This window comes from Blautia fusiformis (genome assembly GCF_020686995.1).
GTDB lineage: Bacteria > Bacillota > Clostridia > Lachnospirales > Lachnospiraceae > Blautia_A > Blautia_A fusiformis.
In genome coordinates this window covers 14,080-28,562 of record NZ_JAJEPT010000026.1, presented here as the reverse complement: position 1 = coordinate 28,562, position 14,483 = coordinate 14,080, and the positions used below count along the sequence as shown (strand labels likewise).

The window sequence follows — 14,483 nt, the reverse complement described above, 5'->3', positions numbered from 1 at the left end:
GGATACGCCTATAATTTTTGAAAATTCATGTATAGAATAATATTTACTCAAAGCATCAACTCCTTTCAATAATATTCTACTCTAATATCTTATAAAACCAAACATGTACTTATATGATTTTATAATTTATATTTAACTGTTAATAACCTCCTTATATAGAAATATAGAAATGAAAAACAGACTATAGGTGTAAAGTCCGATCCAGCTAATCTTAGCACAGTTTTTGACTGTGTGTAAAGAGAGGGAACGCAGATAAGTATCTTGTGCATCACGAAGCGTATTGCCGGTCACAGAATGAACAGCAATATGCTTCGCAGCGAATACGGATCGTCAATACACATCTGACGGTGAGAAAAACAGTACAGCCGGGAAATTTTTCGGCAGGAAAAACGCAGGATACAGAACGGTTTATAGGACTGTATAAAAAAATATGGAATTTTGCGTGCACATGTGGAAATGATAGCGTGCATGGAATTGTGTTAGGAACGGAAAAACAGATTATTCGGCAAATGACATTTATACATGTTTTGAGTTAGTAAAAACATACAAAAATACATATGTAAAAATGTTGGTTTTGCTACAAGGGGATAAATGAGCGCCAAAACATACTCAAAAATAGTAAAAATTGTGAGGGTATATAAAAAAAACGTAAAAGAAACTGGAAAAATGACGGATAATTAACAAAGTGTGAACAAAAAATGGATAAAATGAATAAAAAGTAACATTTTTCCATATTGAAATGACAATAATCCATTTATCATTTTTCCATGTGCAATTATAATAATATCAACGGTCAGGGACGTGAAAAAATATAAAAACTGACCAAAGAAAGAGGGAAAATAAGAAAGATTTAAAAGGAGGAAGAAGTTATGAATTTCAAAAGAGTAGCAGCATTATTGTTAGCAGGTGCCATGGTAATGACAGCAGTTCCGGTATATGCCAAGGGCGACGATGTTACACTTTCCGTATCCATCTGGGACACCAACCAGGAGCCGGGAATCAAAGAAATTCTCGCAGACTTCACAGAGAAGACAGGAATCAAGACAGAGATCTCCGTTGTTAAATGGGATGAGTACTGGACAATGCTCGAGGCCGGTGCACAGGGTGGTTCCCTTCCGGACGTATTCTGGATGCACTCCAACGAGAGTCAGAGATACATGTCCAACGATATGCTTCTTGATCTGACCGATAAGATCAAAGACAGCGATCTGATCGATCCGGAGAACTATCCGGAGGATATCTGGGGACTGTATACATACGATGATAAATATTATGCAGTACCGAAGGATATAGATACAATCGCTCTCTGGTACAACAAGACATTATTTGACGAGGCAGGACTTGATTATCCGACAGCTGACTGGACATGGGATGATGTTACAGAGGCAGCTAAGAAGCTTACTAAGGATGATGGTTCCCAGTACGGTCTCGCAATGAGAAATGATAACAACCAGGCCGGATACTACAACCTGATCTATGATAACGGCGGATACATCATCAGCGATGACAAGACAAAATCCGGCTGGGATGATGAGAAGACGATCGCAGCTATGCAGACACTGGAAGGATGGATCAAGGATGGCGTGATCCCGTCTCTTGAGACAATGTCCGAGAACAACGAGGACGTACTTTTCGAGGCTGGCAAGATCGCTATGACATGCCAGGGCTCCTGGATGCTTGCAGCATTTAAAGAGAACGAGTACACAGCAGCTAACTGTGATTGTGTAGAGCTTCCTAAGAACGCTGAGACAGGCAGAAGAGCTTCCTTATATAACGGACTTGGATGGGCAGCATCTGCTTCCGGTGAGCACACAGACGAAGCTTGGCAGTTGATCGAGTACCTCGGATCCAAAGAGGCTCAGGAGAAACAGGCTGAGCTTGGTGTTACAATGAGTGCATACAAAGATACATCTGATGCATGGGCTAAATCCGCAGACTTCAACCTTCAGGCTTATCTGAACATGATGGATGACATGGAGATCCGTCCATACTCCAAATCTACTGTAACATGGGAGAACGAGGACAACGAGATCCTTAAGGGCGTATACACAGGCGACATCACAATGGAAGAGGCTTGCAAGCAGATGGCTGATCAGATGAACGAGAAGCTGGCTGAGGAGTAAGCATTAAGAAACACCGATAATTAAGTGCAGTAATGAGAGGGGCCGCCGCACTCAGGTGCAGCGGCCTCATACATAGAAGGAATAGAAGGAGTGATTCTTATGGCTAAAACTACCAAGTCACAGGCACGGACAAAGAGAGAGCGCAGTGAGTTCCTCTGGGGCTGGCTGTTTATTCTCCCAACAACAATCGGACTGATCGTATTGAACATCATTCCGATCTTCCAGACTATTTACCAGAGCTTTTTCAAGACAGGAGATTTTGGTAAAGGAAATATCTTTATCGGTTTACAGAACTACCAGAAGGTTTTTGCAGATAAAGAGATCTGGCAGGCACTGATCAACACATTCAAATATGCGATCGTGGAGGTCCCTTTTTCCATTGTCATCGCACTTGTTCTTGCAGTACTTCTTAACAGAAAGATGAAGGGCCGTTCTATTTACAGAACCATCATCTTCCTTCCGATGGTAGCAGCTCCGGCAGCGGTAGCCATGGTATGGAGATGGCTGTTCAACTCTGATTATGGTCTTATCAATAACGTTTTCCATGTTCATGTAAACTGGGTTTCTAATCCGAAAATTGCAGTATTTGCAGTTGCGATCATCGGTGTATGGTCTATCATCGGTTACAATATGGTTCTTTTCCTGTCAGGACTTCAGGAAATCCCGAGAGATTATTATGAAGCAGCATCCATTGACGGTGCAACAGGCGTGAATGCATTCTTTAACATCACGGTCCCGCTTCTTTCACCAACCATTTTCTTCGTACTTGTTACCCGTGTGATCGGATCCCTTCAGGTATTCGACCTGATCTATATGGTTATTGACAAGTCAAACCCGGCACTTACCAAGACTCAGTCACTGGTTTACCTGTTCTATAAATATGCATTTATCAATAAGAACATGGGATACGGCGCTACGATCGTAGTAGTACTTCTTATTATCACCATGATCCTGACAGTATTCCAGATGATCGGTCAGAAGAAATGGGTATTCTACAACTAAAAAGGGGGATTAACCATGGATAGTATGGAAACAAAAAAGAAATTAACCACTATTTTAATACATGTCATACTGATCATTGTGTCCATAACGATGCTTGTGCCATTTATCTGGATGATCCTGACAGCTTTTAAAACTGTAACGGAAGCAACATCTGTAGATCCTTTCACCATTTTCCCGAAAATATGGAGAAAAGACGCATTTATTTCTGTTATCAATAACATGAACTTCCTGCTTCTGTACAAGAATACACTGCTTCTGATCTTCTTCCGAGTAGTGTGTGCGGTTCTTACAGCAACTATGGCAGGCTATGCATTTGGACGACTGAACTTCAAGGGCCGTGATCTCTGCTTCAGTCTTGTACTGTTCCAGATGATGGTTCCGGTACAGATCTTCATCATCCCGCAGTACCTGATGGTCAGCAAGATGGGTATGCTGAATACGATCTTTGCCCTTGTATTCCCAGGTATTGTTACTGCATTCGGTACTTTCCTTCTGAGACAGGGATATATGGGACTGCCGAAGGATCTGGAGGAGGCTGCCAGACTTGACGGATGTAACATCGGTCAGACCTTCCTTTACATCATGGCACCACTTACAAGATCCAGTATGGTCGCACTTGGAATTTTCACAGCTGTATTCGCATTCAAAGATCTGATGTGGCCGATGATCGTTAATACAGATAAGGATATGCTGGTACTTTCTTCCGCACTTGCAAAGATGCAGGGCCAGTACGTATCCAAATTCCCGGAACTGATGGCTGCATCTCTGATCGCCTGCATTCCGATGATCGTGATCTACATGATCTTCCAGAAACAGTTTATCGAAGGTATTGCTACCAGCGGTGGAAAACTGTAATCAGAAATATTACATAAGGTAATACAAGACCGCTGACAATGTATATAACTGAGGATTTGGTTATTGAGGTTGTCAGCGGTATTTTTATCGAAGCAAATGCCAAAATGCACAGTTATTTGATGATTCTTAAGGAAAGAGGCGGATATTTTTATCCGCAGTAAACGAAAAAAGGAGAAAATTATGCCGATCAAATTTCACGAGGGATCAAAGACATTCCACATTTATAACAAACATTTAAGCTACATCACCTGTATCATGGAAAATGGCCAGATGGAGAATCTGTACTATGGAAAAGCTATCCGCGATAAAGAGGATTTCAGTTATCTTCACGAGGAGATCATGCGTTCCCTGATGGCTGTATGCGTTCCGGAACCGGGACTTCTTTCCATGCAGTATACCAAACAGGAGTATCCTGTTTACGGAACCGGTGATTTCAGAAATCCTGCCCTTACTGTTCGTCAGGAGAACGGAAGCGAGATCGTAGATTTCAAATATGTTTCTCATGAGATTTACGGCGGCAAGAAGAAGCTTGCCGGTCTTCCGGCAACCTACACAGAGAACGAGGAAGAGGCAACATCTCTGGACATTACACTTCATGATTCTGTGATGGACACAGACCTTGTTCTTACATATTCCGTATATGAGGATTACCCGGTGGTCACCAGAAGTGCACGCCTTGTTCAGAAAGGGAATCAGAAAATCCGTCTTGAGAACGTGATGAGTGCAGCAGTGGAGTTCCCGGATATGGATTATGAGATGATCCATCTTTCCGGTGCATGGGCACGTGAGCGCTATGTAAAAACACGCAAACTTGAGATGGGTATACAGGCTGTACAGAGTCTTGCAGGAACCGGCTCCAGCTCTGAGCAGAATCCGTTTATCGCGCTGAAGCGTCCTCATACAACAGAAGATACAGGCGAGGTTTTCGGCTTCAGCTTTGTGTACAGCGGCAACTTCCTTGCACAGGTCGAGGTTTCCACCTACGAGATGACACGAGTTATGATGGGAATCAATCCACAGGGATTTTCCTGGGAGCTTTCCAGAGATGAGGAATTCCAGACTCCGGAGGTTGTTATGGTATACAGCGATAAGGGCTTAAACGGAATGAGCCAGGCTTACCACAGACTGTACCGTGACCGCCTGATGCGCGGAAAATGGAGAAATCATGCACGCCCGATCCTTCTTAATAACTGGGAGGCAACCTATTTTGATTTTGATGAGGAAAAAATCCTCAATATTGCAAAAAAAGCCAAAGAGGTTGGGGTAGAGCTTTTCGTTCTGGATGACGGATGGTTCGGAACCAGAAACGATGATTACCAGGGCCTTGGCGACTGGTTCGTAAATAAGAATAAGCTTCCAAACGGAATTTCCGGACTTTCCCGCAAGATCGAGGAGATGGGCCTGAAATTTGGCCTCTGGGTAGAGCTTGAGATGGTAAACAAGAACAGCGACTGCTACAGAGCACATCCGGACTGGCTCATCGGAGCACCGGACCGTTTTGAGTCCCACTCAAGACATCAGCACGTTCTTGATTTTTCCAGATCTGAGGTTGTGGATTTTATTTATGATTCCATCTCCAAGGTTATCGAGGAATCTTCCATTTCCTACATTAAATGGGATATGAACCGCTACATGTCCGAGCCTTTCAGCCGCGGCGCATCTGCAGCAGATCAGGGCAAGACTATGCATAAATATATCCTTGGTGTATATGAGCTGTATACAAGACTGACAGAGAGATTCCCTGACATTCTCTTTGAATCCTGCGCAAGCGGCGGAGCAAGATTTGATCCAGGAATGCTGTACTTTGCACCGCAGACATGGACCAGTGATGATACCGATGCAGCAGAGAGAGAAAAAATCCAGTACGGTACCTCCTTTGTTTATCCGATCGTCAGCATGGGATCTCATGTATCAGCAGTACCGAATCATCAGCTGCACCGTACCACACCGCTTTCCACAAGAGCAAATGTGGCATATTTCGGAACCTTTGGCTATGAGCTGGATCTGAACCTTTTAAGTGCCAAAGAGATCGAAGAGGTAAAGGCACAGGTGGAATTCATGAAGGAACATCGTGACCTGATCCAGGTGGAGGGTGATTTCTACCGTATCTTAAGCCCGTTCGAAGGAAATGATACTGCATGGATGGTTGTTTCCAGAGACAAAAAGCAGGCAGTTGCCGGATACTATGAAAGACTGAACAAGGTCAATGCTTCCTGGATGCGTCTGCGCTTCAAGGGTCTTGACGAGGATCAGCTTTACAAAGTAAAATGGGAAGATAAGTGCCTGAAAGCTTACGGAAATGAGCTGATGTATGCAGGAATCCCGGTTGATCGTGACTACTGCAATAAGACAAACGGTGATTTCCATTCTGTATTGTATACAATTGAAGCAGAGGACTGATTTCTGTAAATGATGGAATAAAAATTATCTGCAGAAAAACATCCGCCTGACCAGAAAAATAACAGGCCGCCGGATATGGCGGCCTGTTATTGGGTGGCGAAGCAGCTCACAGGCGGAAACATAATATATGACATCAGGGAGGTGACAAGTTGCTTCACACAGTTGGTTTTACAAGCTCGGACAGCTTTAAATGTCTGGAGAATTTAAAGAAAGGTGCGGTGGATCTCTGTCTTACTTATTGTGGGTGGGAAAAATGCGATCCGGGACATCGATTTGGACCAAATAAAAGGATCTCTCATGTACTTCATATCGTGGAATCCGGAAGCGGAGTTTTTGAGATGGATGGCCATCAGTATCATCTGACAGGTGGAGAAGCATTTCTGATCCCATCCAGTGTGGAGGCCTGGTATGAGGCAGACATGGACAATCCCTGGACATATCGCTGGGTAGGATTTGAGGGAATGACTGCGGAGGAAGTGATCCATGTAAGCGGCTTCAGCCGGGAAAATCCGGTCCGAAGGATCCACTGCATGGAAAATGCTGCAAAATATATTGATGCAATGGTCCAGACCAACAAGCTCGTTTTTGAAAATGAACTGAAACGGAACGGACTTCTGATGCTTCTTTTTTCTGACCTGATCACAGATAACCGGGATGCATGTCTGAGAGAAGGCAAGCTTCTCCCATCCCACAGATATCCAAATTCCGTTTATGTGGAGCATGCAGTGGATTACATTGCAGCTAACTTTGACAAGCGGCTGAAGATCAATGAGCTGGCAGACCGCATTGGCGTCAACCGGAGCTATCTTACCAGCTCGTTTAAAAAAAGCCTTGGATGCTCGCCGCAGGAATACCTTATGAATCTTCGCATTGAGAAGGCGAAAACTCTTCTGAAAAACGGAGATATTCAGGTCAGTGAAGTGGCTGCAAGAGTAGGGTATGGAGATCCGCTGGCTTTTTCCAAGGTATTCAAGGCAAGAACAGGAAGAAGTCCGAGAGAATACAAGGAAGAAAAGAGAAGACTTGTAGTGAATGGAAAGAAGGGCGATTATACGGAATCTGAGGCCTGATAACTGGCAGTACCTTTTGTTGCTGGCAGATCTTTGCGATAAAAAATAACAACTCTCTGTCTGAATTAAGATATATTTCATGCAACAAAACAACAATTATTGACATCAAAGTACATATTTTAAAGATGCTTCCGGTAGTATCATAAAACCATAATAATAACGAAGCGGGGCTGCGCCGCAGAATCAGCAGAAAATCAGGATTTTTGCCAAGAACAGAAAAATCTGTCACAGAAAAATCCAAAAAGACAGGCAGGAGGAACGAACATGATCAAAATTACATTTATGGGAGCAGGAAGCACGGTTTTCGCAAGAAATGTACTTGGTGACTGTATGTGTACACCGGCACTTCGCGAGAGCGAGATCGCACTTTATGATATTGACGAGAAGAGACTGGAGGATTCCAGAATTATCTTAAGTGCCATCAACCACAACGTAAACGAGGACCGCGCAGTGATCAAGACCTATCTCGGTGCAGAGAACCGTAAAGATGCACTTCGAGATGCAGATTTCGTAGTTAATGCCATCCAGGTAGGCGGCTATGAGCCATGTACCGTAACAGACTTTGAGATTCCGAAGAAATACGGCATCAAACAGACAATCGCAGATACCCTGGGAATCGGCGGAATCATGCGTGCACTTCGTACCATTCCGGTTCTGGAAGAATTTGCGCGCGACATGGAAGAGGTCTGCCCGAACACTCTGTTCCTGAACTACTCCAACCCTATGGCAATGCTTACCGGCTATATGCAGCGTTTCACAAAGATTCGCACGGTAGGTCTCTGCCACAGCGTACAGGTATGTTCCCAGAAGCTTCTTGAGGGAATGGGAATGGAAGACAAGATTGAGGGACGTACTGAGCTGATCGCAGGTATCAACCACATGGCGTGGCTCCTTGAGATCCACGACAAAGACGGAAATGATCTGTATCCGGAGATCCGCAGAATTGCCGAGGAGAAGAATACCTCCGGTGAGAAGCATGAGGACATGGTGCGTTATGAGTATATCCGTCATCTTGGATACTATTGCACAGAGTCCAGTGAGCACAATGCAGAGTATAATCCGTTCTTCATTAAATCCAAATATCCGGAGATGATCGAGGAGTTCAATATTCCGCTTGACGAATATCCGAGAAGATGTATCAAACAGATCGAGGGCTGGGAAAAAGAGCGCGAGGATATCCTCAAGGATGGCAAGATCGGCCATGAGAGAAGTAAAGAGTATGCTTCTTATATCATGGAGGCTGTTGTTACAAACACACCGTACAAGATCGGTGGAAATGTTCTTAACAACGGTTACATCGATAACCTTCCGTCAGATGCCTGCGTAGAGGTTCCATGCTATATCGACGGAACCGGTGTACATCCGGTAAAAGTGGGCAAGCTTCCTACACAGCTGGCAGCTATGAATTCATCCAATATCAGCCCGCAGCTCCTTGCTATTGAGGCAGCAGTGACCAAAGACCGCCAGAAAATCTATCAGGCAGCCATGATGGACCCGCACACAGGTGCAGAGCTGAACATCAAAGACATCCAGGCAATGTGTGATGAGCTGATCGAGGCACACGGGGATTATATGAAGATGTACCGCTAAGGCAGGAAATGATCGGAAGGCAGCAAAAACTTTGAAATAAATATGCAAGGCAGCATAGAAAGGCCGGAACACCAGAATGGGGAGGGTGTTCCGGTCTTTCTTTATATGGAACTTTGGATAAATAATAAAAACAACTTGTTCGTATGTATATACAAGTTATAAAATGATTACAGATGAAATTAACAGGATAAATACAGATCAAAATATAAATATCCGTTTTACATCCGATGTTTGAAGGAAGAATAATACAAACGAAGGGAGCAGCTTATGGCAGAAAACGGAAAAGCAAAATATTATGCACTGATGGAAGAAATGAAAACAGACATTCTTTCCGGAAAGATTCGTCCGGGTGAGCAGCTTCCTTCTGAAAACCAGCTCAGTGTCCGCTACGGGCTGAGCAGGCATACGGTGCGAAAGGCTCTGGGGATTCTGGCAGGAGATGGATACATAGAATCCTTTCAGGGAAAAGGAACCTTCTGTGCGGATGTACTCCGTCAGATCCACGGGACCGGAAACATCGCAGTGGTAACTACATATATCTCGGATTATATTTTTCCCAGGCTGATCCAGGGGATTGATGAGGTACTGTCCGATAATGGGTACAGTATCATCCTCAAAAATACAGGAAACAGTCGTCAGAAGGAGGCAAGATTCCTGGAAGAGCTGATCAGTAAGGGGATTGACGGACTGATCATTGAACCCAGCAAAAGCGAGCTGTTGTGCAGACATGTAAGTCTGTACGAAACACTGGACAAATATCAGATCCCATATATTTTTATCCAGGGACTGTATACAGAGATGCAGGAAAAACCCCATATCCTCATGGATGATGCAGGTGGCGGTTATCTTGTTACAAAGCATCTCCTGGATTCCGGCAGACGTGACATCGCAGGTTTTTTCAAGGCAGATGACCGTCAGGGAATCGAACGGCATAAGGGCTATGTGAAGGCTTTGCAGGAGCATGGAATTGCCTATGACCCGGATAAGGTGGTCTGGTTTCACACCGAAGACCGGCGAAAAAAGCCGGCTCTTATGGTACGGAACATGGTCCGACAGAACAGTCTTCCGGATGGGATCGTATGTTACAACGACCAGATCGCTGTCCAGGTCATGGAAGAACTGGAACGTCAGGGCAAAAAGATCCCGGAAGATGTTGCAGTGACCGGCTATGACAATTCACTGTACGCAAGACAGGGACAGGGCATTACCACCATCACCCATCCCCAGGAAAAACTGGGGGAGATGGCGGCGAAGCTTCTCCTGGAAAAATTAAGTGGCGTGCCGGATGAAGAAAGTACAGTGGAACGGCTGATCCGGCCGGAACTGATTGTGCGGGGCAGCAGCGTGAAAGCAGGGGCGTGAGCACAGATACATAACCGTTTTATCAGATCGTTTTATTAGAGAATGAAGCGATGTAGATTACAGAGAACCCTATAACATTTCAGAAGATCGGACGCATGTTGGCATCAGAACCGGGCAGCAGATTTTCAGGAATGTTATGCATATGATATTAATTTTATTTTAAGGAGGATTTTTCGCATGAAAACAGGAAGAGATTACAAATTCTGGTTTTGCACAGGTTCACAGGATCTTTACGGAGATGAGTGTCTCCGCAAGGTAGCCGAGCATTCTAAGATCATTGTAGAGGAGCTGAACAAATCCGGCGTACTTCCGTTTGAAGTTGTATGGAAACCAACGCTGATCACAAATGAGCTGATCCGTAAAACCTTTAATGATGCCAATGCAGATGAAAATTGTGCCGGCGTGATCGCATGGATGCATACATTTTCCCCGGCAAAATCATGGATTCTTGGTCTCAAAGAGTATCGTAAACCGCTGTGTCACCTTCATACACAGTTCAATGTGGAGATTCCCTATGATACCATTGATATGGACTTTATGAATGAGAACCAGTCCGCACATGGCGGCCGTGAGTTTGGCCATATGGTAACCCGAATGGGAATCGAGCGTAAGGTCATTGCAGGACACTGGGCAGACAAAAAGGTCCAGGAGCGTCTGGCATCCTGGATGCGTACTGCAGTTGGTATCATGGAAAGCAGCCATATTCGTGTATGCCGTGTTGCGGATAACATGAGAAATGTAGCCGTAACAGAGGGCGACAAGGTTGAGTCTCAGATGAAATTCGGATGGGAGATCGATGCTTATCCGGTTAATGAGATCGCAGAATATGTTCAGGATGTAAGCCAGGGAGATATTGATGTTCTGGTAGAAGAATATTATAATAAATACGATATGATTCTGGATGGACGTGACCCTGAGGAATTTAAGAAGCATGTAGCAGTCCAGGCGGGAATTGAGATTGGTTTTGAGCGCTTTCTTGAGGAAAAAAACTACCAGGCTATCGTAACACACTTTGGTGATCTGGGATCCCTTAAGCAGCTTCCGGGACTTGCAATCCAGCGACTGATGGAAAAAGGCTATGGCTTCGGTGGCGAGGGTGACTGGAAAACAGCAGCCATGGTTCGCCTGATGAAGATCATGAGCGCCGGCAAAAAAGATGCAAAAGGTACTTCCTTTATGGAGGATTACACATACAATCTGGTACCTGGCAAAGAGGGAATCCTTGAGGCACATATGCTTGAGGTTTGCCCTTCTGTTGCAGAGGGAAAAGTCAGCATGAGAGTTTGCCCGCTTTCCATGGGAGACCGTGAGGATCCGGCAAGACTGGTATTCACATCCAAGACAGGCCCGGCTATCGCCACATCCCTGGTTGATCTGGGAGATCGTTTCCGCCTGCTGATCAATGAAGTGGAGTGCAAGAAGACAGAGAAACCAATGCCTGCACTTCCGGTAGGTACGGCGTTCTGGACACCGAAGCCGGATCTTTCCACGGCAGCAGAAGCCTGGATCCTTTCTGGCGGCGCACACCATACTGCATTTACCTATGATCTGACCGCAGAGCAGATGGGCGACTGGGCAGCAGCTATGGGTATTGAAGCTGTTTATATTGATGGTGATACAACGATCCGGAATCTGCAGAATGAGCTGAGATGGAACAGCATGTATTTCAGCAAATAATACGGGAGGTTTTTTAAAATGGGAGTAAACGAGGCAAAAACAGCCATTCTTGAGAACCGTACAGCTCTTGGTATTGAGTTTGGTTCCACAAGGATCAAGGCAGTTCTGGTAGATGACAAAAATCAGCCGATCGCATCCGGCGGTTACGGATGGGAGAACCAGTATGTGGACGGAATCTGGACCTACAGCCTGGAGGAGATCTGGAAGGGCCTTCAGGCCAGCTATCAGGATATGGCAAAAGATGTCCGGGAGAAATACGGCGTGGAACTGACAAGCGTAGGTGCTTTCGGTGTCAGTGCCATGATGCACGGATATATGCCCTTTAATAAAGCGGGAGAGCTGATGGTTCCTTTCCGCACCTGGAGAAACAATATCACGGGAGAAGCTTCTGAGAAGCTGGCAGAGCTTTTTCATTACAATATCCCTCAGAGATGGAGCATCGCACACCTGTATCAGGCGATCCTTAACGGTGAGGAGCATGTAAAAGATATCGATTATATCACCACTCTGGAAGCCTATGTGCACTGGAAACTCACCGGAAAAAGAGTTCTTGGTATCGGTGATGCGGCAGGTATGTTCCCGATCGACAGTGAAACGAAGGACTACAACGAGGAGATGGTGCGGAAGTTCGATGAACTGGTTGCGCCTTATGGATTCCCATGGAAACTCCGCGATATTATGCCGAAAGCTCTGGTGGCAGGTCAGGATGCAGGAGTTCTTACTGAGGAAGGCGCAAAGCTTCTGGATGTAAGCGGAAAGCTGAAAGCCGGAATTCCCATGTGCCCGCCTGAGGGAGACGCAGGAACCGGTATGGTTGCCACAAACAGTGTACGTCAGCGTACCGGAAATGTTTCCGCCGGAACATCCGTATTTGCCATGATCGTTCTGGAAAAGGCTCTTTCCAAACCGTACAAAGAAATCGATATGGTAACAACTCCGGCAGGAGATCCGGTTGCCATGGCACATTCCAACAACTGTACGTCGGATCTGAACGCATGGGTAAATGTGTTTAAGGAATTTGCAGAAGCTATGGGCATGGAAGTAGATACGAACAAACTGTTCGGAACTCTTTATAACAAAGCACTGGAGGGCGATCCGGACTGTGGCGGTCTTCTTTCCTACTGTTATTTCTCCGGTGAGCATATGACCGGTTTTGAAGAGGGACGTCCACTGTTTGTACGTTCTCCTGAGAGCAGATTTACACTGGCAAACTTTATGCGAAATAATCTTTACACCTGCCTCGGCGCCATGCGTGTAGGTTTGGATATCCTTCTGAATCAGGAGCAGGTAAAGATCGATAAGCTTCTGGGCCACGGCGGCCTCTTTAAGACAAAGGGTGTCGGCCAGCAGATCCTTGCAGATGCGGTAGATGCCCCGGTATCTGTAATGTCCACAGCAGGAGAAGGCGGAGCCTGGGGAATCGCGCTTCTGGCTTCCTATCTGATCAACAAAAAAGACGGCGAAGATCTTGCAGATTTCTTGGATGAAAATGTTTTCAAAGGAAATGAAGGCAGCACACTGGCGCCGAAAGCCGAAGGCGTGAAAGGATTCAACGCATTTATGGACCGGTATATGAAAGGTCTTGGCATTGAGAGAGCAGCAGTGGAATCCGAAATCTGGTAAAATGCAGGATGTGCGGAAATGAGAATACCTGTTTTCGGATACGAGGAAAAACAGAGGGAAATCTGTCGGATTTCTGCTCTGTGTCCAGAGAGGAAAATGAATGAACGAGAGTAGCCACGAAAAGAAACCAACATCCGGCCAGATGGTTCATGTCGTGATCGATCGTCCAATGAATACCTGCCATCCGGAACACAAAGATCTTTTTTATCCGGTAAATTATGGTTACATTGAAGGAATCATCGCCCCGGACGGAGAGGAACAGGACGTCTACGTTCTTGGCATTGATCACCCTGTAAAAGAATTTACAGGAAAAGTGATCGCCATCGTCCACCGCCTCAATGATGTGGAAGATAAATGGGTGGCAGTGCCGGAAGATATGACTATGACAGCACAGGATATCATGGAACAGGTTCGGTTTCAGGAGCAGTATTTTGAGACAGAAATAGAAATGCTGGAATAAGAAAATTAAAAACAGGAGCAGACATGGCATGCCATGTGACTGCTCCTGTTTTTGGATAGGATTCATATGAAAAGCTGTCTTGTAAGAATGTAATAAAACTGTTATGATTCTGGTAGATCCGGATAAGAATCTTGTTCTGGTATATAATTTTGAACATGGAACCTCGGAACCATATACATTACAGGACTCTGTGAAAGCAGGAATTTATGAAGATCTGTGGATTGATTTTTCTGCTATGAAAATGAATGGATTTTATTGAAAATATTTCTCCGTAATGTTATCATTGGACACGAAAAACACAGAAAAAATTAAAAAACAAAA

At 45.0% G+C, this 14,483-nt stretch carries 10 protein-coding genes; all 10 read left to right on the top strand.

All coding sequences use genetic code 11. The features are described from left to right. The first annotated feature begins 869 nt into the window (after nucleotides 1–869). The 10 genes from LKD46_RS15810 (at nucleotide 870) to LKD46_RS15765 (ending at nucleotide 14,162) form a co-directional block, all read left to right on the top strand. Complete coding sequence (locus LKD46_RS15810; RefSeq protein WP_092070268.1) at nucleotides 870–2,123, top strand: ABC transporter substrate-binding protein; 1,254 nt, start codon at nucleotides 870–872, stop codon at nucleotides 2,121–2,123. Between the two features lie 99 nt (nucleotides 2,124–2,222). Further along, the gene (locus LKD46_RS15805) at nucleotides 2,223–3,125 is read left to right on the top strand and encodes a carbohydrate ABC transporter permease (RefSeq protein ID WP_021650445.1); all 903 of its coding nucleotides are present in this window, start codon (nucleotides 2,223–2,225) and stop codon (nucleotides 3,123–3,125) included. Nucleotides 3,126–3,140: 15 nt separating this feature from the next. Next, nucleotides 3,141–3,980, top strand: a complete 840-nt coding sequence (locus LKD46_RS15800; RefSeq protein ID WP_021650444.1) for a carbohydrate ABC transporter permease — start codon at nucleotides 3,141–3,143, stop codon at nucleotides 3,978–3,980. Nucleotides 3,981–4,160: 180 nt separating this feature from the next. Then, nucleotides 4,161–6,380 (top strand): alpha-galactosidase, encoded by a 2,220-nt coding sequence (locus tag LKD46_RS15795; protein ID WP_044960737.1) that lies wholly within the window; start codon nucleotides 4,161–4,163, stop codon nucleotides 6,378–6,380. Nucleotides 6,381–6,529: 149 nt separating this feature from the next. Beyond that, the gene (locus LKD46_RS15790) at nucleotides 6,530–7,450 is read left to right on the top strand and encodes an AraC family transcriptional regulator (protein WP_227574349.1); all 921 of its coding nucleotides are present in this window, start codon (nucleotides 6,530–6,532) and stop codon (nucleotides 7,448–7,450) included. Nucleotides 7,451–7,714: 264 nt separating this feature from the next. Beyond that, a complete protein-coding gene (gene melA / locus LKD46_RS15785) occupies nucleotides 7,715–9,040 on the top strand; it encodes an alpha-glucosidase/alpha-galactosidase (protein WP_118752814.1) in 1,326 nt (441 codons plus the stop codon). Nucleotides 9,041–9,307: 267 nt separating this feature from the next. After that, nucleotides 9,308–10,402: a GntR family transcriptional regulator gene (locus tag LKD46_RS15780; protein WP_227574348.1), complete on the top strand. Its 1,095-nt coding sequence runs from the start codon at nucleotides 9,308–9,310 to the stop codon at nucleotides 10,400–10,402. A gap of 177 nt (nucleotides 10,403–10,579) precedes the next feature. After that, nucleotides 10,580–12,079 (top strand): L-arabinose isomerase, encoded by a 1,500-nt coding sequence (araA, locus tag LKD46_RS15775; protein ID WP_227574347.1) that lies wholly within the window; start codon nucleotides 10,580–10,582, stop codon nucleotides 12,077–12,079. Between the two features lie 18 nt (nucleotides 12,080–12,097). After that, nucleotides 12,098–13,702, top strand: a complete 1,605-nt coding sequence (locus LKD46_RS15770) for a xylulokinase (protein WP_227574346.1) — start codon at nucleotides 12,098–12,100, stop codon at nucleotides 13,700–13,702. 100 nt (nucleotides 13,703–13,802) lie between these two features. Next, nucleotides 13,803–14,162, top strand: coding sequence for an inorganic diphosphatase (locus LKD46_RS15765; RefSeq protein ID WP_227574345.1), 360 nt, complete (start codon nucleotides 13,803–13,805; stop codon nucleotides 14,160–14,162). The last annotated feature ends 321 nt before the right edge of the window (nucleotides 14,163–14,483 follow it).